The sequence below is a fragment of the Pseudonocardia sp. 2-7 genome, from assembly GCF_056341085.1.
Genome location: NZ_CP094507.1, coordinates 5,507,407 through 5,531,907, shown reverse-complemented (window position 1 = coordinate 5,531,907; position 24,501 = coordinate 5,507,407). Strand labels below are relative to the sequence as shown.

Annotated in this window: 22 protein-coding genes; 8 read left to right on the top strand and 14 right to left on the bottom strand. The window is 74.7% G+C overall.

Annotation, left to right across the window (positions count from 1 at the left end; translation table 11 throughout):
* Positions 1-125 precede the first annotated feature (125 nt).
* The 5 genes from MTO91_RS26765 to MTO91_RS26745 form a co-directional block, all read right to left on the bottom strand.
* The gene (locus tag MTO91_RS26765) at positions 126-776 is read right to left on the bottom strand and encodes a hypothetical protein (RefSeq protein ID WP_476653212.1); all 651 of its coding nucleotides are present in this window, start codon (positions 774-776) and stop codon (positions 126-128) included.
* Positions 773-1,285: a sigma-70 family RNA polymerase sigma factor gene (locus MTO91_RS26760; protein WP_073573699.1), complete on the bottom strand. Its 513-nt coding sequence runs from the start codon at positions 1,283-1,285 to the stop codon at positions 773-775. Before MTO91_RS26760 ends, MTO91_RS26765 begins: the two co-directional genes overlap by 4 nt.
* Before the next feature lie 77 nt (positions 1,286-1,362).
* The gene (locus MTO91_RS26755; RefSeq protein WP_405420741.1) at positions 1,363-3,126 is read right to left on the bottom strand and encodes a protein kinase family protein; all 1,764 of its coding nucleotides are present in this window, start codon (positions 3,124-3,126) and stop codon (positions 1,363-1,365) included.
* 229 nt (positions 3,127-3,355) lie between these two features.
* Positions 3,356-5,632 carry a DUF6049 family protein gene (locus MTO91_RS26750; RefSeq protein WP_476653210.1) on the bottom strand — a complete coding sequence of 759 codons (2,277 nt, stop codon included), beginning with the start codon at positions 5,630-5,632 and terminating at the stop codon, positions 3,356-3,358.
* Positions 5,629-6,177, bottom strand: a complete 549-nt coding sequence (locus MTO91_RS26745) for an NUDIX hydrolase (protein WP_346101884.1) — start codon at positions 6,175-6,177, stop codon at positions 5,629-5,631. The genes MTO91_RS26750 and MTO91_RS26745 overlap by 4 nt, the downstream gene beginning before the upstream one ends.
* A 196-nt stretch (positions 6,178-6,373) precedes the next feature.
* Here MTO91_RS26745 and MTO91_RS26740 point away from each other — a divergent pair, with 196 nt between their 5' ends.
* The 3 genes from MTO91_RS26740 (at position 6,374) to MTO91_RS26730 (ending at position 9,231) form a co-directional block, all read left to right on the top strand.
* A complete protein-coding gene (locus MTO91_RS26740) occupies positions 6,374-7,858 on the top strand; it encodes a CCA tRNA nucleotidyltransferase (RefSeq protein WP_476653208.1) in 1,485 nt (494 codons plus the stop codon).
* A gap of 141 nt (positions 7,859-7,999) precedes the next feature.
* Positions 8,000-8,596 carry a YqgE/AlgH family protein gene (locus MTO91_RS26735; RefSeq protein WP_073573695.1) on the top strand — a complete coding sequence of 199 codons (597 nt, stop codon included), beginning with the start codon at positions 8,000-8,002 and terminating at the stop codon, positions 8,594-8,596.
* Positions 8,597-8,721: 125 nt separating this feature from the next.
* Positions 8,722-9,231, top strand: a complete 510-nt coding sequence (locus MTO91_RS26730) for a DUF427 domain-containing protein (RefSeq protein ID WP_208825942.1) — start codon at positions 8,722-8,724, stop codon at positions 9,229-9,231.
* Positions 9,232-9,286: 55 nt separating this feature from the next.
* Here MTO91_RS26730 and MTO91_RS26725 read toward each other — a convergent pair whose 3' ends face one another.
* Positions 9,287-9,772, bottom strand: a complete 486-nt coding sequence (locus MTO91_RS26725; protein WP_476653206.1) for an SdpI family protein — start codon at positions 9,770-9,772, stop codon at positions 9,287-9,289.
* Positions 9,773-9,979: 207 nt separating this feature from the next.
* Between MTO91_RS26725 and leuS the strand changes: the two genes are divergently transcribed.
* Both leuS and MTO91_RS26715 read left to right on the top strand, forming a co-directional pair.
* Positions 9,980-12,841: a leucine--tRNA ligase gene (gene leuS, locus MTO91_RS26720; protein ID WP_476653204.1), complete on the top strand. Its 2,862-nt coding sequence runs from the start codon at positions 9,980-9,982 to the stop codon at positions 12,839-12,841.
* 46 nt (positions 12,842-12,887) lie between these two features.
* Positions 12,888-13,643, top strand: coding sequence for a hypothetical protein (locus MTO91_RS26715; RefSeq protein WP_476653202.1), 756 nt, complete (start codon positions 12,888-12,890; stop codon positions 13,641-13,643).
* 153 nt (positions 13,644-13,796) lie between these two features.
* Here MTO91_RS26715 and MTO91_RS26710 read toward each other — a convergent pair whose 3' ends face one another.
* The 4 genes from MTO91_RS26710 to MTO91_RS26695 are packed head-to-tail and all read right to left on the bottom strand — an operon-like array spanning position 13,797 to position 16,604.
* Positions 13,797-14,252, bottom strand: a complete 456-nt coding sequence (locus MTO91_RS26710; RefSeq protein WP_062398987.1) for a HEPN domain-containing protein — start codon at positions 14,250-14,252, stop codon at positions 13,797-13,799.
* Positions 14,249-15,004, bottom strand: coding sequence for a UPF0158 family protein (locus tag MTO91_RS26705; protein WP_062398985.1), 756 nt, complete (start codon positions 15,002-15,004; stop codon positions 14,249-14,251). The genes MTO91_RS26710 and MTO91_RS26705 overlap by 4 nt, the downstream gene beginning before the upstream one ends.
* Before the next feature lie 50 nt (positions 15,005-15,054).
* A complete protein-coding gene (locus tag MTO91_RS26700) occupies positions 15,055-16,473 on the bottom strand; it encodes an EamA family transporter (protein WP_476653200.1) in 1,419 nt (472 codons plus the stop codon).
* Complete coding sequence (locus MTO91_RS26695; protein ID WP_255497419.1) at positions 16,470-16,604, bottom strand: hypothetical protein; 135 nt, start codon at positions 16,602-16,604, stop codon at positions 16,470-16,472. Before MTO91_RS26695 ends, MTO91_RS26700 begins: the two co-directional genes overlap by 4 nt.
* Positions 16,605-16,686: 82 nt before the next feature.
* Here MTO91_RS26695 and MTO91_RS26690 point away from each other — a divergent pair, with 82 nt between their 5' ends.
* Positions 16,687-17,601: a LysR family transcriptional regulator gene (locus MTO91_RS26690; RefSeq protein WP_073573689.1), complete on the top strand. Its 915-nt coding sequence runs from the start codon at positions 16,687-16,689 to the stop codon at positions 17,599-17,601.
* On the opposite strand, the gene MTO91_RS26685 is transcribed toward MTO91_RS26690, so the two are convergent.
* From MTO91_RS26685 to MTO91_RS26670, 4 genes are all read right to left on the bottom strand, one after another.
* Complete coding sequence (locus MTO91_RS26685; protein ID WP_476653198.1) at positions 17,570-18,289, bottom strand: SDR family oxidoreductase; 720 nt, start codon at positions 18,287-18,289, stop codon at positions 17,570-17,572. The two genes, MTO91_RS26690 and MTO91_RS26685, sit on opposite strands and share 32 nt — an antisense overlap.
* A gap of 105 nt (positions 18,290-18,394) precedes the next feature.
* Positions 18,395-18,994 (bottom strand): C40 family peptidase, encoded by a 600-nt coding sequence (locus MTO91_RS26680; protein WP_251783322.1) that lies wholly within the window; start codon positions 18,992-18,994, stop codon positions 18,395-18,397.
* A gap of 365 nt (positions 18,995-19,359) precedes the next feature.
* The gene (locus tag MTO91_RS26675) at positions 19,360-20,439 is read right to left on the bottom strand and encodes an inositol-3-phosphate synthase (protein WP_062398977.1); all 1,080 of its coding nucleotides are present in this window, start codon (positions 20,437-20,439) and stop codon (positions 19,360-19,362) included.
* A 1-nt stretch (position 20,440) separates the two neighbouring features.
* Positions 20,441-21,085, bottom strand: coding sequence for a PadR family transcriptional regulator (locus MTO91_RS26670; RefSeq protein WP_226354439.1), 645 nt, complete (start codon positions 21,083-21,085; stop codon positions 20,441-20,443).
* Between the two features lie 194 nt (positions 21,086-21,279).
* Here MTO91_RS26670 and MTO91_RS26665 point away from each other — a divergent pair, with 194 nt between their 5' ends.
* Together MTO91_RS26665 and MTO91_RS26660 are read left to right on the top strand one after the other, a co-directional pair.
* Entirely contained in the window at positions 21,280-21,675 is a 396-nt protein-coding gene (locus tag MTO91_RS26665) for a DUF5318 family protein (RefSeq protein ID WP_476653196.1), read from the top strand.
* Positions 21,676-21,936: 261 nt separating this feature from the next.
* On the top strand, positions 21,937-24,411 hold the full coding sequence (locus MTO91_RS26660) for a transglycosylase domain-containing protein (protein WP_476653194.1): 2,475 nt from the start codon (positions 21,937-21,939) through the stop codon (positions 24,409-24,411).
* The last annotated feature ends 90 nt before the right edge of the window (positions 24,412-24,501 follow it).

Genomic DNA, 24,501 nt, shown 5'->3' with positions numbered 1-24,501 from the left:
GGTGGCCGGCTCCTGCGTCGTGGCTGCCGTATGGCTCGAACGCGATCCTAGACAGGGGCATTCCCGCTCGTCGGTGCCGTCGGACGTGGGCCGCGTGATCCGGGCGTCGCCGGTGCCCGGCCGGGTCAGCCGGTGGTGGTCTCGGCGAGCACCCGCGCGGTGCCCGGCCCGCAGTCCGGCGGTACGGCGACGAGGCGGTAGCGGCCCCGCTCCGGTCCGCCGAGGACGAGCAGGACCGCCGGGTGGCCGTCGACGGAGTGCGGGCGGGCCGTCAGGAACGGAGCGTCCGGTCGCGGGTCGCCGGCGGCGGTGAGGCAGGCGCGGACCCGGGCGGGGTCGTCGAGCGCGCCGACGGGGACCGCCGCGCCGGCGGCGGCGGACCGGAGCTCCTCCGGGGCGGTCCCGGCGACCGGGACGACGACCCGCGCGGTGGGCCCGAGGGCGGCGAGCCCGACCCCGGCGACGACGAGTGCCGCCGCGGCGACGGCGAGCGCGCGCCACGGGGTGCGGCGGCCCGGCGGCGGGCCGCCGGCCGCCGGAGCCTCGCCCCGCTCCGGTCCGGGAGCCGCTCGCGCCATCTCCGCGGCGAGCCGCGCCCGCATCCGCGCCGCCACGTCGTCCGGCATCGCCACCGGACCGAGTTCCCGGGCCATCCGCGCCCCGACCTCGACGAACGGTTCCTCGTCGGGATGACACGAAGCAGGTGAACACTGGTTGTCGTCGTACCGACGAGTGATCTCCGAGGAGTTGTCGTCGGATCGGTGAGAACTGCTCATCCCTCGTCCTCCCGCAGCACGGGGGCCAGCCGGGCCCGCGCACGGGCCCGGCGGCTCTTCACCGTCCCCGGCGCCACCGCCAGCATCTCCGCCGCCTCCGCGACGCCGTAGCCGAGCCCGTCCACGAGCACCAGCGCGGCCCGCTGGTCCACCGGCAGCAGGGCCAGCGCGTCGGAGACGGCGAGCCGCACCACGAGCCCGCCCGCGTGGTCCCGGGCCGCGACGACCGTCTCCAGGGCCCGCAGCCGGTCCCGTCGCCGCCCGGCCGCGCGGAGCCGGTCGACGCAGTCGTTCACGAGGATCCGGTGCAGCCACGTCCCCGTCGCGGCGTCACCGCGGAACCCGGGCGAGCGGAGCGCGGACAGGAACGCCTCCTGCACCGCGTCCTCGGCCTCGGTCCGGTCGCCGAGCATCCGCAGGGCCACCGACCAGAGCCGGTCGGCGTACCTGCGGAACATCTCGTCCAGGTCGGGCGGGGCCCGGTCCGGGATCCGGTCGACGGTCGTCACCCGCGCACGGTAGGCAGCGCCGGGGGGTGCTCACGGGCGTTGCCGGGCCGGTCGGTCGCGATCGCGAACGGGGCGGCTCAGGGTGCGGTGCGGCGGAACCCGATGTCGTCGATCTGGGTCTGGTTGTTCGGCCCGAGGTTCGTGATCCACAGGAGCACGTGCTGGGTGGGGCGGCCCGGGTCGAGGCCGACCGTCGTCCGTCCCGACGACAGGGTGACGGTGTCGAGCAGCGTCGTCTCCGCCAGCGTCGGCTCGGCCGACGGGGCCGAGCGGACCTGCACGACCGCGCCCGCGGTCGGCGAGTCGACGGTGAGCCCGGTGAGCGGCTCGGCGGCGTCGAACGAGGCCAGCACGCCGATCCCGGGCTTGAGCGCCGGGAACGGCTGGAAGTAGCGGCTCGTCGTCCACACGGTGGAGGGGTCGCCGTCGACGACGTTGCCGACGGTGCCGGCGTTGTCCGCGTCGCCGACCGGGTCGAACACCGTCGCCGACACGTCCGGCACCGCGGTACCCGTCCCGGACGACGCGGCCGGGGCCCCGGCGGGGGGAACCTGCTGCTGCACCGGGGCGCTCGCCGCGGGCGGGACGACCACCGGCGGGGCGCCGCCACCACCGAACAGCATGCCCAGCTGCACGGCGACGTACCCGAGCACGATCAGCACGCCGACGGCGAGCACCCCGAGACCGATCCGCAGGTTGCGGCGGCGCCGGGGGTCGTTGCGGGTGTCGGGCAGCCGGTCGGAGTCCTGCCACACGTCGTCGGGCTCGGCGGGCGCGCCGTCGTGCACCGGCGGGAAGAAGGCCTGGTCGGCGTCCTCGGCGACGACGTCGGCCAGCATCCGGTGCATCGCCGCGGCGGTGTGCACCCGACTGACGCCGTCGCCCTGGCCGAGCGCACCGCTGCACAGCGTGTCCAGCTCCAGCGGCACACCGGGCCGCAGCTGCGACGCGGGCCGCAGCCGGCCCGCGGGCGTGCGGTCGGCGGCGACGAGCCCGGCGCGGGCGGCGTCGGACACCGACAGCGGCCAGCGCCGGGTGAGCAGGCAGTAGAGGATCCCGCCGAGCCCGCGGACGTCGTCGGCGGCGGACACCGACGGGCGCGGGAGCAGGAAGGCGAGCATGGCGCGCCCGTCCGGGGTGATCCGGACGCGCTGCGGGTGGTCGCAGCCGAGCACCAGGCCCTGCTGGTGGGCCTCGGTGGCGGCGGCCGACAGGGTCTCGACGGCCTTGGCGGCCCGCTGCGCGCGGATTGGGCCCTCGGCGACGGTCTCGGCCAGCGAACGCCCCGGCACCCACTCGGCGACGGCGGCGCCCAGCACGTCGGCCGGCAGGCCGTGCGTGCCCGGGGCCAGTACGTCGAGCAGCCGGGCGCTGCCGGAGTGCTCGAAGCAGCCCGAGCGCAGGGCACGCACGATCATCTCACCGGCGCGGGCGGTGCCCTCCGGGTCGTCGGAACGGTCGTCGGCGGGGAGCCTGCGCAGCAGCGTGACGCCGACCGGGCGGCGCAGCACGGTGTCCTCGGCGCGCCAGAACTCCGCCCCGGCGGCCGGGTCGGACCCGATCCGCTGACGGAGCACGTAGCGCTCGGTGAGCGGCGAACCCGCAGTGGTGCCCGCGGTCTCGCGGACGGTCGGGATGCGCTCGGTGGGCCGGGCCTGGGCCGGCACCGCGGGCACGGCGGCCGTCGGCTGCTCGTCGGCGGGTACTCCGGCGGTCCCGGGTGCGTCGGCGGTCGCCGTGGCGTCGGTGGGGTCGAGCGACGGGTGCGGACGGGGGGTCGCGTCGTCCTCGACGGGGTGGGGGCCGGTCCGGGCAGTGCGCTCGCCGATCTGCCCGCTCAACGGCCTCGCCCTCCCCTGGCGCTCGGTGTCGTGTCCGGCGTCAGCCTACGGCACTCGGTCGGATGTGGACGAGCCGAGAACACGCCCCGGATCCGTCTCCCCTGTCTTCGGAGAAGGGGCACCATCGGTTTGCCTCCCCGCCCTCCGGATTCGCCGGAAAGCACCTGTGATGCGACGAGCGGTCAATACCGGACGGCGAACGACAGCCGTGTTCTTTGTCTCTGCCGGCTCAGGAGCCGTGGACGCGTCCGGACGGCGCCGGTCCCGGTGGGACGGGGACGTCCGGGGGCGTGCCGGGCCCTGACCCGGGGCCACCGGACGGCCCGGCTGCGGCGGCCGGACGCAGCCGGCGCAGCACCCGCCGGACCACCAGGACCACGAGGACACCGCCGGCGATCGCGGTCAGCCAGACCGTGACCGTCCCGTAGACCGTCGACCGCACCCGTAGCCGGGTGTCCGGGCCGAGCGCGACGCCGTCGGGGGTGAGCAGGCCCGCGTCGACGCTGAACACCCCGGAGCGGGTGACCTGGGCGCTGACCCGCACCTGGACGCGGCCGCGCGGCGGGACCGCCTGCACCTCGATCGGGGCGACCCGCAGCCCGGTGGTACTCGACAGCACCACCCGCACGTTCATCGTCACCGGCAGCCCGTTGGCGACGGTGATCAGCAGCGGTGCGTCGCTGGTTCCGAGCGAGTACGGGCTGGGCGGCTCCACCACACGCACCGACGCGCGGATCTCGGCGATCCGGTCGGCGACGACGGTCTCCTCCCGCTCGGCGCGGGCCGGGTCGCCCCGCCACCACGACGACACCGCCCGCAGCGTGCCGGTCACCAGCGGGTCGAACACGTCGGCGGGGCTGGCCCCGACCCCGGTGCGGGCCTCGGCCGCGGCCCGCAGCGCCTCGATCGTCCGGACCTGGTCGGCCACCCCGGACACGATCGTCCCCGGGATCTCCGCGCCGCCGGCCTGCGGTGGGTAGAACAGCTGCGTCCCGCCCGCCTGCACGTCGCCGCCGATGAGGGTGGACAGGCCGGTCGGGGCGATCCGGCCGTCGTCGATCAGCGAGGTCAGGGCGGTCAGCACCCCGGCGGCGGCCGGCCCGTCCGCGGCCCAGCGGTGCGGCGGTGCGACGACCAGCGGGCCGCCGGCGTCCCCGGCCCGGAACGCGAGCGCCCCGGCGAGGTCCTGGCCGGCGAGTCCGCCCACGTCCCCCTCCTGGACCTCGACGCCCGCGGGTCTGGTCGCGGCCTCGGTGAGCAGCGGGTCGGTGAGCAGCGCGGAGTCGTCGCCGTCGCGGCCGGTGCCGTCGGAGCCACCCACGCGCACCCGGCCGGAGGCCGTCGTGCCGGTCACCCCGTCGGCGGAGAGCAGCAGCCGGGTCCCGCCGCCGAGGGCGTCCAGCGTCGCCTCGTCGACGACGCCGTCGGCGGGCCACACGACGCCGTCGAGGACCGTGGTCCCCAGCTCGGTGGCCAGGGTCCGGCGGCCGCGGTCCAGCGCGGTCCTGGCGAGGTCGGCCTGCCCGCCGCGGACCAGGGCGACGAGGTCGGCGTCCGACGGCGGCAGCGCGATCACGCAGGTCCCGCGCGCGGCCGCGGTCAGCGCCGCGAGCCACTGGCCCGCCGCCTCCGCGCCGCGGCCGGGAACGGACTCGCCGGGGCCGGTGACGACGCCGTAGCCGTCGCGCATGGCGGCCGCGGTGGCGACGAGCTCGGGGTCGATCGCCAGGCAGAGCGCGGCCCGGGTCGGGGATCCGGCGGGCGCGGCCGAGCCCAGCGCCTCGACCAGGCCGCGCAGCCGGCCGCCGTCGGCGAAGGAGGTCGCGAGGTCGTCGTCGGTCAGCAGTGGCGGCTCGCCGGGCAGCGGCGGGACGCGGCGCGGGGCGTCGGTGATCGGGTACAGCATCGTCACCGGCGCGGCGGTGACCGGCGACGACGGCGGCGCGGCCCCCGGCAGCGACGACACCGGCAGCATCGTGCGGACCCCGGCCAGCCGCGACGGCGTGCCGTCGACGGTCCCGTTGAGGTTCACCAGCAGCGGGTAGGTGCCCGGGCCGGGGAGCGCCAGCGTCGACTGCGGGGGCCCGGTGAGCGGGACGGCGTAGCGGAACGGGACCGACGCGCCCGGCGCGAGCGGGCCGAGGTCGGCGAACGGCGGCGTCGCGTCGTCGACCGTGGCCTCCCCGGCCAGCGCGGCCCGCAGCGCCGCCTCGCCGGCGAGCACCGGCCCGCGCTGCACCCGGACGGCCAGGTCGTCGACGATCCCCGGGCCGGTGTTGGTGACGGTCCCGGTGACGACCAGCTCGCCCGGCCCCGCCGACGTCACCACCCGCGGGGTCATCGTGCCGACGTCGAGCCGGACCGGGGCCACGGGCTGCTGGGCCGGTTGCTGCGCCGGGCGGTCCCGGGCCGCGGCCTGCGGGGCGCCCGCCGGGAACGCCGCGGGCAGGAACAGCGCCACCACCGCGGTGAGCACGATCGCGACCAGGGCCGCGACCCGGCTCACGCCGTCTCCTCCAGCAGGTTGGCCGCATGCCGGATCAGCCGGCGCTCGTCGGCGTAGGCGAGGCGGCCCTCGAGCTCGTCGAGCGGCACCCAGGCCACCTCGGAGACCTCGACGTCCTCGTCGCAGAGCTCACCGCCGAGCGCGCGCATCAGGTAGTGGTGGACCGTCTTGTGGACGCGCCGGTCCTCGGCGACGAACCAGAAGTCGATGGTGCCCAGGGGAGCCAGCACCTCACCGATGATGCCGGTCTCCTCCTGCACCTCGCGCACCGCGGCCTGCTCCGCGGTCTCACCGGCCTCGATGTGGCCCTTGGGCAGCGACCACAGCAGCCGGCCCCGGCGGTCCAGCCGGCCGATCAGCGCGGCGGCGCCGGTCTGGGGGTGCACGACGAGCCCACCGGCGGACGTCTCGTCCACCGTGCGCAGCCGGCGACGGCGGTCCGGGGACCGGTCGGCGCGCCCGGCACGGCCGGCGCGTGCGCTCCGGCCCTCACGGCCGGGTTCCGCGCCGCGCCCTGCCGAGGAGCGGCCGCGGGAGGTGGACATGTGGCGATGGTAACGAGGAGGTGGCTCGGAGGGGGGTCGACGAGCCGCCCGCGGCCGTGGCGTCACCCGGTCGCCCTGCCGTCGATCAGCGGTCGAGCGGTACGGAGTGACCGGAGGACCCGTGCCCACCGGCCGGGCGCGTTGCCTAGACTGGCCCGTCGTGTCCTCGTCGTCCCCGTCCTCCACCGCCCGACAGGTGACCCGGCCGACCCGACCTCCGGCCGGATCCGCCCCGGACCCGGACGAGCTGCAGCGAGCACAGGAGAACGCCGTGGTCGCACTGCTCGACGTCCCGGCCGTCGCCGACGAGCTGGCCGCCCGTTTCGCCGCCCGCGGTCACCTGCTCTATCTCGTCGGCGGCAGCGTCCGCGACGCGGTGCTGCGCGGCACCGGCGCGTCGACCCGGGACTCCGGGGACCTCGACTTCACCACCGACGCCCGCCCCGAGCAGATCCTCGCGATCGTGCGCGGCTGGGCCGAGGCCGTCTGGGACACCGGGATCGCGTTCGGGACCGTCGGGCTGCGCCGCGACGGGCAGACCCTCGAGGTGACGACCTTCCGCGCCGACACCTACGACGGCACCTCCCGCAACCCCGAGGTCCGCTTCGGCGACACCGTCGAGGGCGACCTGGTGCGCCGCGACTTCACGGTCAACGCGATGGCGGTCGAGCTGACCGGGTCGCACCGCCGCTTCGTCGACCCGCACGGCGGGTTCGCCGCGCTCGCCCAGGGCGTCCTGGACACCCCGGACACCCCGGAGCGCTCCTTCTCCGACGACCCGCTGCGGATGCTGCGCGCCGCCCGGTTCGTCTCCCAGCTCGGCTTCACCCCCGCCGCGCGGGTCACCGCCGCGATGACGGCGATGGCCGACGAGCTGACCCGGATCACCGCCGAGCGGGTGCAGGCCGAGTTCACCAAGCTGATGATCGGCGACCACCCGCGGCGCGGCCTGGAGCTGCTCTGCGACACCGGCCTGGCCCGGCACGTCGTCCCCGAGGTTCCGGCGATGCAGCTGGAGACCGACGAGCACATGCAGCACAAGGACGTCTACACCCACTCGCTCGTCGTGATGGAGCAGGCGATCGAGCGCGAGACCGACGGTCCGGACCTCACGCTGCGCCTGGCCGCGCTGCTGCACGACATCGGCAAGCCGGCGACCCGGCGCAAGGAGCCGGACGGGCGGGTCTCGTTCCACCACCACGAGGTGGTCGGGGCGAAGATGACCCGCAAGCGGCTGCGGGCGCTCAAGTACCCGAAGGCCCTGGTCGACGACGTGTGCCAGCTCGTCTACCTGCACCTGCGGTTCCACGGCTACGGCAAGGGCGAGTGGACCGACTCGGCCGTGCGCCGCTACGTCGCCGACGCCGGCCCGCTGCTGGAGCGCCTGCACCGGCTGGTGCGCTCGGACTGCACCACCCGCAACCGGCGCCGGGCCTCGGCCCTGCAGCGCAGCTACGACGGCCTGGAGGACCGGATCGCCGAGCTGCGCAAGCAGGAGGAGCTCGACGCGATCCGCCCCGACCTCGACGGCAACCGGATCATGGAGCTGCTGGGCATCCCGCCGGGCCCGGCCGTCGGGAAGGCCTACCGGCACATGCTGGCGCTGCGGATGGAGCAGGGGCCGATGGACGCCGAGCAGGCCGAGGTCGCCCTGCGGGCCTGGGCGGACGAGAACCTCTGATCCGTACGGGCGTCCCGTACGGACGTCCACACTGATGTACGTTCGTATTGTACGAACGTATGGACGATCATGTCCGGTGTACGACGATGCGGCGAACGGGTGGCGGCATCGCGTCCGCGCCGGAGGTGCGAACATGGACCCGTGCGGGAACACCGCGCCACGCGAGGCGCCGCTCTTCCCCCGGTCACACCGGGGAGTCTGCTCGTCGCCGCCCCCGGTCTGGGCGACCCGAACTTCTCGCGGACGGTCGTCTACATGATCGAGCACCGTCCGCAGGGCAGCCTCGGGGTCGTGCTCAACCGGCCGGGCCAGGCGGCCGTACGGGACGTGCTCCCGCGCTGGGCCGGGCTCACCAGTGATCCCGGGACCATGTTCGTCGGTGGTCCGGTCGAGGCGCGCACCGCGCTCTGCCTGGCCGCCCTGCGGACCGGGGAGACCGGTCGCGGGCTCGGCGGGCTGATGCCGGTCCGGCCACCGGTGCAGCTGGTCGACCTCGACTCCGACCCGGCGCCGCTCGCGCAGCGGCTGCGCGGCCTGCGGATCTTCGCCGGGTACTCCGGCTGGGACGCGGGCCAGCTGGGCGGCGAGATCGCCCGGGGTGACTGGTACGTCGTCCCCGGCCTGCCCGACGACCTGCTGACCACCGTCTACGACCAGCTGTGGGAACGGGTGTTGCGCCGCCAGGGCGTCCCGCTGGCGCTGCTTGCCACGTTCCCGCGTGATCCCGCCTGGAACTGAATCCCCGCGGGCGGTGTGTGACCTGTGGTGGGCCCACCCCCGGTCAGGACGCCGCGGCCGGTGCCGCGCAGCGCGGGTCCGCCGCGACCGTGCCGGGGGCCGCTGACCGGCCTACCGTGGGGGTCGTGCCGTTCGACCGTCGTCCCCGGCCCGATCCCGTCGGCCCCGGGCAGGAGTCGGTGTGGGACTACCCGCGCCCGCCCCGGGCGGAGCGGGTGCCCCGCCGCGCGGAGCTGTGGCACGGCGGGACGCTCGTCGCCGCGTCGGACGACCTGGTCCGGGTGCTGGAGACCAGCCACCCGCCGACCTGGTACCTGCCCCGCACCGCCTTCACCGACGGCGTGCTGGTGCCCGGTGAGCACCGCACGTTCTGCGAGTGGAAGGGCGTCGCCCACTACTGCGACGTGCGCGTCCCCGGCGTGCCGCCGCTGACCGACGTCGCCTGGTGGTACCCGCGGCCGGACGCGCGCTACCCGGAGCTGACCGACCGGGTCGCGGTCTACGTGGCGCCGTTCGAGCGCATCACCCTGGACGGGGAGACGGTCCGCCCGCAGCCCGGCGGGTTCTACGGCGGCTGGGTCACCGACGAGGTCGTCGGCCCGTTCAAGGGCGGGCCGGGCTCCCGCGGCTGGTAGCCCGGGGCTCGCGGATCAGGCCCCGCAGGTCGGGCCCGCGGACCGGCCCCGCAGGTCAGGCCTCGCGGGTGGGCCCGGTGCGGGCCCCGGGCTCCGAGCCCGGCTCGGTGCCGGTCGCGTCGCGGCAGCCCGCGACCAGGTCGCAGCCGGCGCAGACCCCGCCGCAGCTCGGGGCCGCGGCCTGCGCGGCGATCGCCGCCGCCGCGGCCCGCGCCCCGACCGCGCCCCCGAGACCGGCGAGCACGACCGTCCCGACCAGCGCGATCGCACCCAGCACCCACGGGGCGGCGCCGGTCCGGTCCAGGACCAGCAGCACCGTCCCGCCGACCAGGGCGATCGCCCCCGCGGCGCCGACCGGTGGCGCGGCCACCCGGTTGGCGATCGCGAACGCGTCGGCGGTCCGCAGGCTGTCCGCGGTGCGGACGCCGACGAAGCGGTTGCGCGGCAGCCGGCCGGTCGCCCCCAGCACGGCGAGGACGACGAGGACCACCCCGGCCAGCAGGAGCAGGGCGGCGAGGAGCAGGCGGAGCGTCGTGGGCACGTGACCAGGGTAGAACCCGCGGGAACGGGGACGCCCGCCCCGGCTACCCTGGTCACATGTGCACGGCCCGCCGACTTCCCGGCGCGGCGTCGTAGCCACAACACGGCGCCGCGACGGCCCCTCCTGCGTGATGCGCACGAGGGGCCGCGACGTGTTCCGGGCCCCGAGTCGGGCCGTCACGACAGGCATCCCCGAGGTGAGACGGACATGAGCACCGAGACCACGACCGCGTCCGAGCAGCGTGCGGACCGACCGGCGTACCGCTACGACGCCGAGATGGCCGCCCGGATCGAGCGGAAGTGGCAGGACTTCTGGGAGACCGAGCAGACCTTCCACGCCCCCGACCCGGGTCAGCCCGGCTCGGAGAAGCCGAAGGTCTACCTGATGGACATGTTCCCCTACCCCTCCGGGGCGGGGCTGCACGTCGGGCACCCGCTGGGCTTCATCGGCACCGACGTGCTGGGCCGCTACCTGCGGATGAACGGCCACAACGTGCTGCACCCGATGGGCTTCGACGCCTTCGGGCTGCCCGCCGAGCAGTACGCCGTCCAGACCGGGACGCACCCGCGGACGACGACCGAGGCCAACATCGCCCGCTACCGGCAGCAGCTCCGCCAGCTGGGCCTGGGCCACGACCCGCGTCGCTCGGTGTCCACCACCGACATCGCGTTCTACCGCTGGACCCAGTGGATCTTCCGGGAGATCTTCGAGTCCTGGTACGACACCGACGCCGACCGCGCCCGCCCGATCTCCGAGCTGCGCGCCGAGTTCGAGGCCGGCACCCGCCCGACCCCCGACGGCCGCCCCTGGGCCGAGCTGTCCGAGGCCGACCGGCGCGCCGCCGTCGACGGGTACCGGCTGGCCTACATCTCCGAGGCGCCGGTGAACTGGTGCCCCGGCCTGGGCACCGTGCTGGCGAACGAGGAGGTCACCCCGGACGGCCGCTCCGAGCGCGGCAACTTCCCCGTCTTCCGCCGCAACCTCAAGCAGTGGATGATGCGGATCACCGCCTACGCCGACCGGCTGGCCGACGACCTGGACCGGGTCGACTGGCCGGAGTCGGTCAAGGCGATGCAGCGCAACTGGATCGGCCGCTCCGAGGGCGCCCGGGTCCGGTTCCCGGTGCAGTCCGGCGCCGACGCGATCGAGGTCTTCACGACCCGCCCGGACACCCTGTTCGGCGCCACCTACATGGTGCTGGCGCCCGAGCACCCGCTGGTCTCCTCCCTGGTCCCCGGGCAGTGGCCCGACGGCACCGACCCGCGCTGGACCGGTGGCGCCGCGACGCCCGCCGAGGCCGTCGCGGCGTACCGCGCCGAGGCCGCGCGCAAGTCCGAGCTGGACCGCCAGGAGAACAAGGACAAGACCGGTGTGTTCACCGGCGCGTACGCCACCAACCCGGTGAACGGCGCGGCCGTCCCGGTGTTCGTCGCCGACTACGTGCTGATGGGCTACGGCACCGGCGCGATCATGGCGGTGCCCGCCGAGGACACCCGGGACTGGGACTTCGCGGCCGCGTTCGGGCTGCCGCACGTGCGCACGGTGCAGCCGCCGCCGGACTGGGACGGCGGCGCGTACACCGGCGACGGCCCGACCATCAACTCCGCGAACGACGAGATCAGCCTGGACGGGCTGGGCGTCGACGAGGCCAAGCGCACGATCATCGACTGGCTGGCCGCGAAGGGCGCCGGCGAGGGCGTCGTGCAGTACAAGCTGCGCGACTGGCTGTTCTCCCGGCAGCGCTACTGGGGCGAGCCGTTCCCGGTCGTCTGGGACGAGCACGGCCCGATCGCGCTGCCCGAGGACCAGCTGCCCGTCGTCCTGCCCGACGTCGACGACTACTCGCCCAAGACCTACGCCCCGGACGATGCGAACTCCGAGCCGGAGCCGCCGCTGTCCCGGGCGCACGAGTGGGTGGCCGTCGAGCTGGACCTGGGTGACGGCCCGAAGCAGTACCGCCGCGAGACGAACACGATGCCGCAGTGGGCCGGGTCGTGCTGGTACTACCTGCGCTACCTGGACCCGGAGAACACCGAGCGGTTCGTCTCCGCCGAGGCCGAGAAGTACTGGATCGGCAAGGACGCGGCCCGGTCGGTCGCCGACCCGGGCGGCGTGGACCTGTACGTCGGCGGCGTCGAGCACGCCGTGCTGCACCTGCTGTACTCGCGGTTCTGGCACAAGGTCCTCTTCGACCTGGGCCACGTGAGCAGCGAGGAGCCGTTCCGGAAGCTGTTCAACCAGGGCTACATCCAGGCCTGGGCCTACACCGACGCCCGCGGGACCTACGTGCCCGCGGAGGAGGTCGTCGAGGTCGTCGGCGAGGACGGCACGAGCGCCGGTTTCACGTGGAACGGGCAGCCCGTCACCCGGGAGTACGGGAAGATGGGCAAGTCGCTGAAGAACGTCGTGACGCCCGACGACATGTGCGACCGCTACGGCGCCGACACCTTCCGGCTGTACGAGATGTACACCGGCCCGATGGACGCCTCGCGTCCGTGGTCGACGCGGGACGTCGTCGGCCCGCAGCGGTTCCTGCAGCGGGTGTGGCGCAACCTGGTCGACGAGGGCACCGGAGCGGTGACCGTCGTCGAGGACGCGCCGTCGGAGGAGATCCTGCGGTCGCTGCACAAGGCGATCGCCGGTGTCCGCGAGGACTTCCCGGCGCTGCACTACAACACCGCCGCCGCGAAGCTGATCGAGCTGAACAACGCGCTGACCAAGCGTGGGGCGCCGGTGGAGCGCGAGGTCGCGGAGGCGCTGGTGCTGATGCTGGCGCCACTGGCCCCGCACATCGCCGAGGAGCTGTGGCAGAAGCTGGGTCACGAGGACACGCTGACCTACGCGCCGTTCCCGGTCGCCGACGAGCGCTACCTGGTGGCGGACACCGTCGAGTACCCGATCCAGGTCAACGGCAAGGTCCGCTCGCGGGTCACCGTCGCCGCCGACGCCGCCCAGGAGGACATCCGGGCGGCCGCGCTGGCCGACGAGAAGGTCGTCGCCGCGCTGGACGGGGCCGAGCCGAAGAAGGTCATCGTCGTGCCGGGGCGCCTGGTCAACGTCGTCCGGTAGGGAACGCAGGCGACCTCCTGCCCGTTGAGCGGGCAGGAGGTCCGTCATGAGCGCAGTCCTGACCCTGATCGTCGTCCTGGCCGTCGTCGCGGCCGTCGTGTGGCTGGTACGGCGGCACAACGCGGACTCCGCCGCCGCTCTGGCGGACGCCCAGGCCGAGTCCCGGCGCTGGGTGGAGCGTCTCGGCGGCCAGGTCCTGGCCCTGACCGGGACCGACGACCCGAGCCGTCAGGCGCTGGCCGACGCCGCCGAGCGCTACACCGCCGCGGGCTCGCAGATGGAGCAGGCGCGCACGGCCGCGCAGTGCCGTCAGGTCACCGAGACCGCCTACGAGGGTCTCTACTACATCCGCGCCGCACGCACGGCGATGGGCATGGACCCCGGGCCCGAGCTGCCGCCGCTGCCGGGCCAGTCCCGCGCCGGTGAGGTCACCGAGGACCGCGAGGTCGAGGTGGAGGGCCGCAGTCTGGGCGCGTCGCCGCAGCCGACCGACCGGAACAGCCATTACTACCCCGGCGGGACCGTCGCCGGGCGTCCGGTGCCGCGCGGCTGGTACTCCGAGCCGTGGTGGAAGCCGGCACTCGTCGCCGGGGCCTGGGGCGTCGGTTCGGCGCTGCTGTTCACCTCGCTGTTCAGCGGGATGGCCGGCGCCGACCAGGCCGCCTACGCCGACGGGGCCGCCCTCGACGACCCGGGCTTCGACGGCGGTGCCGACGGCGGCTTCGACGGCGCCGACCAGGGGGGCTTCGAGGGCGGGGGCCTGTTCGACAGCGACTCCGACTTCGGCGGGGACTTCTTCTGACCCGCGCGCCGTAACGGCCGGCGGCCCCCGGCGGCATCCCCTCGTCCGAGCGACCAGCCCGTGGTCGGACGGCGAGAGGGGCCACGTCATGACGTACCACCTGCAGGCGGTGCGCGGATTCTCCGACTTCCGGGGGCGCGCCCGGCGGGCCGGTCAGGCGCGGGACCCGCGCCGGACCGGCTTCTCCGGCCGCCGGGTCGCCCCGGTCCCCGGGTCCGGCGGCCGGGACAGGGCCGGCTCGGCGAGCCAGGCCTCCACGGCGTCGAGCACGAACGCGGCGTCGTCGAGGGCCGCGCGCGCCTCCGCCGCCGGGGCGGTCACGTCCGAGTGGTCGGCCAGCGCCCGCCGGTTGTAGAGCGACCGCAGCAGCCGCCCGGCCCGCGGGTCCAGCGACCGTTCCCGCACCACCCGGCGGACGAACGCGCTGACGACCTCGGAATGCTCGGCGCGGGTCTCCCCCAGCACCAGCAGCGCGGTCTCGGCGGCCCGGAACGCGGCATGGAACGCGCGGGAGACCGCGGCGTCGCCGAAGCCGTTCTCGGCCAGCACCCGGGCCCCGCCCAGCTCGACCCGGGCCCGCGCGATCCCGCCGTGCACCCGCCGGGTCACCGGATCCGCACCGCCTCGGCGCGGGCACGCACGACCGTCGGGTCGGCGGCACGGACGAGCTCACCCTGGCCGACCGGCAGCACGCTGATCGTCAGCCCGGTCCGCCGGGTGTGCTGCCACAGCACGTCGTCCATCGCGCGGACCTCCTCCCAGGGCAGGATCGGGAACCCGTCGTCGTCGAGGACCACGAGCAGGTCGATCGCGGACTCGACCGAGCCCTCCCCGCTCGCCCAGGACCCGAACAGCAGAACCTGACGCAGCCGGGGGCCGTAGAGCAGGCCCAGGTCGTCGGCGACGGCGGCGGGCACGTCGTCGTTGGACGGGTCCGGGTCGGGGTGGCGGGCCCTGAGCCGCTCGCCGTCGTCGGCACCGATCAGGCCGGCCGCGACCAGCCAGTCCGCCGCGCGCCGGCGGGAACGGGCGTCGCGGAAGCGGTACCACTGGTCGCGGACCTCGGGGAACTCGAACAGCGTGTTCTTGAACCGGCGGAACGCACCCCGGCCGTCGATCGCGCGGTCCAGCAGCGCCGCGGCCCGCCGGTGCTGCACGCCCGCGGTGAAGTCGGACATGTCCCGGTAGGACTCCCGGCTGGTCACCGGCCGGATCTCCACCCAGTCCGGACCGGGCCGGTCGTCGCCGGACACGCCGTGCACCTCGGCGTCGGCCGGGTCGAGGTACCAGGTGACCTCCGGCGTGCGGTCCTCGAGCGCGTCCGCCAGTGCGGACAGGTCGAGGCGGGCGGGGTCGAGCACGGGGCGACTCTATGCCCGGTCCGGTGCGCGTGGCAGCCGCCGCGGGACCCTCAGTCGTCGTCCTTCTCCCCGGAGCCGAAGAAGAAGTGCGCGACCAGGACCGCCCCCCAGATCCCGATCGGGAAGATCGGCCAGAAGAACGGGAGTCCCTCCCCGTCGGAGGACGAGGCGAACGCGGTGACCACCCAGATGCCGGTCAGGATGACCGAGGTGCCGGCCCACGAGCGCCACTCGGTGAGGTGCTCACGCCTCGCCTCGGCCTTCTCCACCTGCGCCGTCTCGGCACGCACCGACGGCAACGTCGTGCGTTCCACCGCGGGCAGGTCGGTGACCAGCCGGTCGAGGTCCGCGCGGACGGTCGCCGCGTAGGCCTGCTGCAACCGCTCGTCGTACTCGATCAGTGACAGCCGGCCCTCGTCGTGCGCCAGCTTCAGCCGTTCCGCGGTCTCGCTGCGGTCGGCGTCCGACACCCGCATCACGGACCGCTCGTCGTCCCTGGACTCCCCCATGCCCGTCGAGCGTAGTGACGGGGAGGGACACGGGGGTCTGTCGTTCGGACGATCCCCGCCCCCGGGGCGGAGCCGAACGGGTGGCGACCGCGACGCCGACCAGGCACAGCAGACCGCCGGCGAGCGCGGCCGGTGCCGGCACCTCCCCGAGCAGTGCCCAGGACAGTCCGACCACCACCGGCGGATCGCGTACGTGGTGGCGGCCAGCCGGCCCGCGGTCGTGCGGGTGAGTGCGTATCCCCAGGTCAGGAACGCGACTCCGGTCGGGAACACCCCCAGGTAGACGACGCCGGCGACGGCCGTCGGCGGTGCGGTGGCGAGCGCGGCGACCAGCGACGGCAGGAACGGCAGCAGCGCGACGGCCCCGGCGACGGCGCCCGTCCAGGTCATCGTCAGGGCGTCGACCCGGGGCAGCAGCCGCTTCTGTGCGACGGCCGCGCCCGCGTAGACCAGTGCGGCGAGCAGCCCCAGCAGCACCCCGGACAGGTCGGCGCCCCCGGCCGACGACGCCGCCGCGATGAGCACCACCCCGGCGAACGCGACGGCCATCCCGGCCAGCAGCCGTGCCGGGAATCCCTCGCCGAGCAGGAGCCCGGCGAGCACGGCGACGACCACCGGTGCCACGTTCACCAGCAACGCGGTGGTGCCCGCGTCGAGGTGCCGCTCGGCCGCGTTCAGCGCGAGGTTGTAGACGCCGAACCAGGCCGCGCCCCAGATCACGACCGCCGCCAGCAACCGTCCGCGGGGCAGGGGTGGGCCGGGGCTGCGTCTGCGGGCGCGGACCACGGTCAGGATCGCGGTCAGGGTCAGGGCCCCGACCAACATCCGTCCCAGGGCCAGCGCGCCCGGCGACAGGTCGTGGCCGACGGCGCGGATGCCCACGAAGGCCGAGGCCCAGAGCACGACGGTGGTGGCCGCGGCGGCGAGCGGCAGCAGTCCCGGCCGGGTCGCGACGCTCACAGGGTGGGCCGGCGGGTGTCGTAGCCGGTGCGGACGGGCAACCGTCGCGGTCGTTCCCGGAACAACCGGTACAGCGCAGCGAGGGTGGCGGGGGTGGTGAGGGCGAGCAGTCCCAGGTTCACGGTGGTCATGGAGCCATCGTCGGACCACTCACGGTTCAGCACCAGCGACATATTCTACCTCTGGATTCAGTTCTGCTGTACGTTTGTCCGCGTGCTCGACGCTCACCGTCTGATGATCTTCCGGTCGGTCGTGGCCGGTGGGTCGGTGCAGTCCGCCGCCGCCAACCTGGGGTACACGCCCTCGGCGGTGAGCCAGCACGTCACCGCGCTCGCCCGGGAGACCGGCCTGGTGCTGTTCGAACGGGTGGGGCGCGGGCTGCGGCCGACCGCGGCCGGGCTCCTGCTGGCCGAACAGGCCGACGCGGTGCTGGCCCGGCTCGGTGAGGCCCAGGTGCTTGTCGAGGACCTTCGCACGGGACGCACCGGGTCGCTGGCGGTGGCCTACTTCGCCTCCGTCGGGTCCGCCTGGATGCCGCGGGTGGTGCGCAGGCTGACCGCCGGTTTCCCGGGGGTCCGGCTCGACCTGGCCCTGCGTGAGTGGCTGCCCGACGACCCGGCCGACCGGTCGGACCTGCAGATCGCCGTCGAACGACCGGAATTCGAGGCCTGGCCCGGGTTCTCGGTGCACCACCTGCTCGACGACCCCTACGTCGTGGTGGTGCCCGAGGGGCACCCGCTGGCCGGGGCGGAGCAGGTCGACCTGGCGGAGCTGGCCGGACAGCGGTGGGTGGACAACGACTTCGCCCGCGGGTGGTGCCGGCGCAACCTGGTCGAGGCCTGCGCCGCCGCCGGGTTCCGCCCGCCGTTCCACGTCGAGGCCCACGACTACCGCACGGCGTTGGCCTTCGTCGCCGCCGGCATCGGCGTCACCGTGCTCCCCCGGCTCGGCGCCGTCGACCTGCCGGCCGGGACCTGTGCGGTGCCGGTCGTGCGGCCCACGCCGGTGCGGACGATCCTGGCGGTGGTCCGGGACGCCGCGGCGGCGGCGCCACCGCTGCTGGCGGCCCTCGACGAGCTGCGCGAGCAGTCGGCGCTCAGCCCTGCGGGCGCACCACGATCTCGGTGAGGTGGGCGTCGCGGGTCGCGGTCAGCGCGGCCAGGATCGCGGCACCGACCGACTCGGGGCGCAGGAACCGCGAGCCGTCGTACTCGCCGCCCTCGTGGGCGACGACCCGCTCCTGCATGGCGGTGTCCACCCGGCCCGGGTGCACCGAGGTGACCCGGATGCCGTGCCCGGACTCCTCCGCGCGCAGGGCGTCGCCGAACGCGCGCAGTGCGAACTTGCTCGCCGCGTAGGACCCCCAGCCCGCGCGGGCGGTGAGCCCGGACCCGGAGTTGACGAGCACGACGTCGGCACCGGTGTCGGCGCCCGCCGCGCGCAGTGCGGGCAGCAGCAGCCGGGTCGTCTCGGCGACCGCGACGACGTTGACGTCGAACTGGTGGCGCCAGGTCTGCGCGGTGGTCTCCGCGACGGTGCTCAGCTCGCCGACCCCGGCCGAGTGGACCAGCGCGTCGAGCCGGTCGATGCCGTCGAGGGCCGCGGCCAGCGCGTCGTCGTCGGTGAGCTCCACCGCCACGGTGCGGACCGCGACCGGGCCCGCCTCGGTCAGCTCACCGGCCAGGGCCTCCAGCCGCTTCTCGTCCCGGCCGCCCAGGACCAGGTCGTAGCGCGGCGCGAGCAGCCGGGCGGTGGCGGCGCCGATGCCCTGGGAGGCACCGGTGATCAGGGCGAGCGGGCGGCGGGGAGCGGTCACCCGGTGAACCTACGACGACCGGCCCCGTCCTGCGCGAGGACGGGGCCGGTCGTCGTACCGGGGAGCGGGCGCGCTCGGAGCCGAGCCTCGTTCCGCACGCTTCTCTCAGACCCGGCGGGCCGAGTTGAACGGCATCCGGTCGATGTCGGAGATCTTCACCGGCTGGCCGCTGGTGGAGGCGTGCACGATCTGGCCGCCGCCGATGTAGATGCCGACATGGCTGACCGGGCTGTAGAAGAAGACCAGGTCACCGGGCTTCAGGTTCGACTTCGACACCGGGGTGCCCACCTGGGCCTGGGCCCGGCTGGTGCGGGGCAGGTCCTTGCCCGCCTTGGAGAAGGCGTAGTGGACCAGGCCGGAGCAGTCGAACGCGCTCGGGCCGGTGGCGCCCCAGCGGTAGGGCTTGCCGAGCTGGGCCATCGCGGTCGACATCGCGCCGCTGCGCGCGGCGGCGGCCTGCGCGGCCGGAGCCGCGGCCTGCGCCGCGGAGGAGACCGACAGCGCGGCCGGGTTCGGGCCGAGCGCCGGCAGGACGTTCGCGGCCGGGGCGACGTCACGGGTCACGGTCTCCGCGGCGGGTGCCGCGGAGGCGGCGTCCGTGGGTGCCGCGGTGGCGGCGGGGAGCACGGACAGAACTGCGGCCGCGGCGGCGGTGGTGGCCACGACGGCGACGCGGAGCGCCGGAGCGGAATGACGCTGGGGCACGGTGGGGTCCTCGGGATGTTGCACCACCGGAGGAGCGGTCGGGGCGGGACCCGTGGGCGCCGGTACGAAGGGGGAGTTCCGGTGGGGACACCGACGGCACTCACGACCCGCCCGCGTCGTCGCCCGGCGGTGACCCTGCACCCCTCACCCCGGATGGGCGGTGGTCGCGCAAGGCCGGACCGCACATTACGAACAGATATCGCTCAAATAAATGACGCAGGGCACATTCATTGCATGACTGCGCTCACGACGAATAACGAGAACATTCCGGATCGGTAATGTCGTCTTCCGGAACGTCTCCGGTACGGCAACGGCCCGGGGATGACCTGCACGGTCTTCCCCGGGCCGTTGTACCGAGAAACGGATCAGCTGTCGATCTCGCCCCGGATGAACGCCTCGACCTTGTCGCGGGCCTCGGAGTCGCGGTACTGCTCCGGCGGCGACTTCATGAAGTAGCTCGACGCCGACAGGATCGGTCCGCCGATGCCGCGGTCCTTCGCGATCTTGGCCGCCCGCACCGCGTCGATGATGATGCCCGCGGAGTTCGGGGAGTCCCAGACCTCGAGCTTGTACTCCAGGTTCAGCGGGACGTCACCGAACGCGCGGCCCTCGAGCCGGACGTAGGCCCACTTGCGGTCGTCCAGCCAGGACACGTAGTCCGACGGGCCGATGTGCACGTTGCCCTTGCCCATGTCCCGGTCCACCTGCGAGGTGACGGCCTGGGTCTTGGAGACCTTCTTGGACTCCAGCCGCTCGAGCTCCTTCATGTTCAGGAAGTCCATGTTCCCGCCCACGTTGAGCTGCATTGTGCGGTCCAGCTGCACGCCGCGGTCCTCGAACAGCTTCGCCAGCACCCGGTGGGTGATGGTCGCGCCGACCTGCGACTTGATGTCGTCGCCGACGATCGGGACGCCGGCGGCGCGGAACTTCTCCGCCCACTCCGGGTCCGAGGCGATGAACACCGGCAGCGCGTTGACGAACGCGACGCCCGCATCCAGTGCGGCCTGCGCGTAGAACCGGTCGGCGTCCTCGCTGCCCACCGGCAGGTAGGACACCAGCACGTCGGCCCCGGTGTCGCGCAGCACCTGCACGACGTCGACGGGCTCGCCGTCGGCCTCGGTGATGGTCTCCCGGTAGAAGCGGCCGAGACCGTCGAGGGTCGGCCCGCGCTGCACGGTCACCCCGAGCGGCGGCACGTCCGCGATCTTGACCGTGTTGTTCTCGCTGGCCGAGATCGCGTCGGCGAGATCCTGACCGACCTTCTTCGCGTCGACGTCGAACGCGGCCACGAAGGTCACGTCCCGGACGTGGTACCCGCCGAAGTCGACGTGCATCAGGCCGGGGACCTGGGTCGACGGATCGGCGTCCGCGTAGTAGTGAACCCCCTGGACCAGCGACGCCGCGCAGTTGCCCACGCCGACGACCGCCACCCGAACCTGGCTCATGTCAGGCTCCTCCTGTTGTCTCGTCCTGTCGTACCCCGCCGGTCGCGGGCCGGGATGGCCCGCCGCCGGGGAAGGTCCTCTCGTCGCGTCCGTCCGCGGCGCCCTGCTCGGCCCGTTCGGTCGCGATCAGCTCGTTCAGCCAGCACACCTCGCGCTCGGAGCACTCCAGCCCGAGCCGGTGCAGCTCGCGGGTGTAGCGGTCGACCCCCTCGCAGGGCCTGCCGAGCGCGGTGCGCAGACCGTCCCGGCGTTCCTCGACGGCCCGTCTGCGGCCCTCCAGGATCCGGATCCTGGTCTCCGCCGGTGTCCGCGCGAAGAACGCCAGGTGCACGTCGAAGCTTCCGTCCTCCCACGCCTGGGGGCCGGCCTCGGCGAGCATGGCCGCGAACCGGTCCCGGCCCGCCGGGGTGATGCGGTAGACCCGCCTGCCCCGTCGCAGCCGTCCCGGAGCGCGTCCGTACTGATCACCCGCCTCGTCGGTGGTCTCGGCGATCGACCCGGCCCGGAGCAGCCGGCGCAGGGCCGGGTACAACGAGCCGTAGGAGAACGCGCGGAAGCCGCCGAGCCTGCGGCCGAGCTGCTTGCGCAGCTCGTACCCGTGCAGCGGACCGTCCTGGAGCAGGCCGAGGACCGCGAAGTCCAGCATCGCGACCTCCTCCGTGCGGACCGCCGACCGGTCATCCTATCGGTCCGATACATCGATCCGTCCCCTCCATGATCGTCGTCACAGGTGGTCGCGGACCGGACGAGTACCCCGACCAGGGACGGAACGGTCGTGTCCGCAGGGGCCCGTGCGGGACGGCGATGGGTCCGCGGGTCCGTCCCGCGTACCCTGGTCGGGTGCTCAGCCCGCGACAGGTGGTGGACTACGCCCTGCAGCGCCGTGCTCTGCTGGTCGACGTCCGGGCCGGCCGGGTCGGCCGTGAGGAGGTGTGCGATGCGGGTGCCTACCTGCTCCGTGCCGCGCGCTTCCACGGCACGTCCGCCGGTCGGGCCTGCCCGGTCTGCCGGCACGACGAGCTCGCCCAGGTCTCGTGGGTGTTCGGCGAGAGCCTGCGCCACGTCTCCGGCTCGGCCCGCTCCGCGGCGGACCTCGAGCAGCTCGCGGCGCAGGTCGCCGACTTCTCCGTGCACGTCGTCGAGGTGTGCACCGAGTGCCGCTGGAACCACCTGGTCCGCTCGTTCGTCCTCGGCACCGGCCGCCCCCGCCGCGGCCGGCGGAGTGCGGGTGGCTGAGTCCGATGGCGCCCTGCCCGACGAGCACGACCACCCGGACCGCGCGCACCGCGCCGGTCCGCAGCCGGATCCCCTCCGCCCCGGGCACCCCCGGCCCGGGCCGCAGCGGATCCGGTCCACCGCATCCCACGGAGCCGCCCGGTGAACGACGAGCGTGACCCCCGGCGCACCCCGCCGCCGTCCCCGCCCCCCGGTCCTCCGCGGTCCCGTCCCCCGATGCCCCCGCCGGCACCCCGACCGGGCGTGGGCCCCCGTCCCCCGATGCCCCCGCCCCCCGGTCGTCCACCGGTGGGCGGCCGTCCCGCACCCGCGGGGCCGCCGCCGCGCCCGGTCCCCCAGTCCCCTCCGCCGCTGCTGACCCACGACGACTCCGGGGTCGGCCACTTCGACCCCGTCGTCCGGCCCGCCCAGGCCGGTCCGCGCACGGCCGCCCCGCAGCGCACCGGCCCTCCGCCGGCCCGCGGTGCCGCGGCGGCCGCGGCGGCACCGGCCACGGCCGCCCGTCGGGGCGGCGGTGGCGGCCGCCCGCCCGGCCCGCCCGGTCGTCCCGACGGTCGCGGTCCCGGGGACGGCGGTGACGGGCGGAAGAAGCCCGGCCGTCGTCGCCGGCTCCGGCGCTGGGTGATCGGGCTCGCCGCGTTCGCGGTGATCGGCCCGCTCGTCGCGTTCGCGATCGGCTGGCTGGTGTTCCCGGTCCCCAACGCCGACGACATCGCCGTCACCCAGGTAGCGACCTTCACCTACACCGACGGCGCCCCGCTGGCGACGGTCCGGCCGGACAACGTCAACCGGATCAGCGTCGACCTGTCCCAGGTGCCGGTGCCGGTCCAGCAGGCCGTGCTGTCCGCGGAGGACCGCACGTTCTTCTCCAACCCCGGCTTCGACATCACCGGCATCGCGCGGGCGGTGATCAACCAGCTCTCCGGCGGGATCGGCGGCGGCTCGACGATCACCCAGCAGTACATCAAGGTGACCACCGGCAACGACCAGTACTCGCTGTTCCGCAAGTTCCGCGAGGTCGTGCTGGCCGCGAAGATGTCCAAGGAGATGACCAAGGAGCAGATCCTCGGCAACTACCTGAACGCGATCTACCTGGGTCGCGGCGCCTACGGCGTCCAGGCCGCCAGCCAGGCGTACTTCGGGAAGAACGTCCAGGACCTGAACGCCTCCGAGGGCGCGATGATCGCCGGGCTGATCCAGTCGCCGTCGCGCTGGGACCCGGCGAAGAACCTCGAGATGTCCCAGCAGCGGTGGAACTTCGTGCTCGACGGCATGGTCGCCCAGGGCTGGATGACGCAGGCCGACCGGGCGCAGCAGAGGTTCCCGCAGTGGCGCGAGGCCTCCGCGGCCGAGGGCGGTGGCATCCCCGGCGACGACAAGGGCCACATCTACAACGCGGCCCGCGCCGAGCTGGAGAAGCTCGGGATCTCCGAGACCGAGATCAACACCCAGGGTCTGACGGTCACCACGACGATCGACCCGAAGGCCCAGGAGGACGCGGCGACGGCCGTCAAGAAGGTCATGGACGGCCAGCCCGGCAACCTGCGGTCCTCGCTGGTGTCGGTGAACCCGAAGACCGGGGCGGTCATCGCCTACTTCGGCGGGGAGAACGGTGTCGGCCTCGACTACGCCTCGGTGCTCAAGCAGCCCGGCTCGTCGTTCAAGCCGTTCGTGCTCGCGGCGGCGCTGCAGGCGAACCCGCCGGTCGGTCTCGGCACGATCTACGACGGTTCCTCCCCCCAGGAGCTCGCCGGCACCACGGTCACCAACTCCGAGGGCGTCAGCTGCGGCCGGTGCTCGGTGAAGGAGGCCATGACCAAGTCGATCAACACGGTCTTCTACCGGATGGGCCTCGACGTCGGCCCGCAGCGGGTCGCCGACGCCGCGCACCAGGCCGGCATCCCCGCCGACCTGCTGCCGAACCCCACCGGCGGCATCTCGCTGGGTGACCGAGAGGTCCACCCCGAGGACATGGCCGCCGCCTACGGCACGTTCGCGGCCGACGGCATGAAGCGCGACCCGTTCCTGATCGCGAAGGTCACCGCCAGCGACGGGCGGGTCATCTACGACCGCGGCAGCACCGACAACGGCCAGCAGGTCATGCCGGCCGAGGTCGCCCGCAACGTCACCGAGTCCATGACCGACGTCGCGAGCTCGTCGCGGATCGGGCTGGACGGGCGTCCGGTCGCCGCGAAGACCGGCACCGTGCAGAGCAGCGTCCAGGGCCAGAACAACGACGCCTGGACCGTCGGCTACACACCGTCGGTGTCCACCGCGGTGTGGGTCGGCACCGACGACAACACCCCGATCAAGAACTCCGCGGGCCGCCCGGTCTACGGGCGGATGCTGCCCGGCTCGATCTGGCAGTCGTTCATGAACGACGTGCTGCAGGGGACGCCGGTGGAGCAGTTCTCCGACTTCGAGCCGATCGGCCAGGCTCCGGCCCGGGCCGTCTCGAACGACTCCGGGCAGGGCGACGACCAGCAGACGACCACCACCCAGGAGCCCGGCGACAGCCGCGACAACGGCGACCGCGGCGACCGCGGGGACCGGGGTGACCGCGGGGACCGGGGTGACCGCGGGAACCGCAGCGACCGGGGTGACTCCTCGGGCGACGGCTCCGGGGACGGGGCCGGCGACGACAGCAGCGGCGACCCCGGCAGCGACGGCAACAGCGACGGTCCGCCCGGCTCCGACGCGGGCCGGGACCGTCCGGGCCGCGGGGGCGACAACTGACCGCAGGCGGCCGGCCCGGAGCCGCACCGCCCGCCCCCCACGACGCGCCGGGGGCGGGCGTCCGGGACCGGGAGGTCCCGACCTGGACCG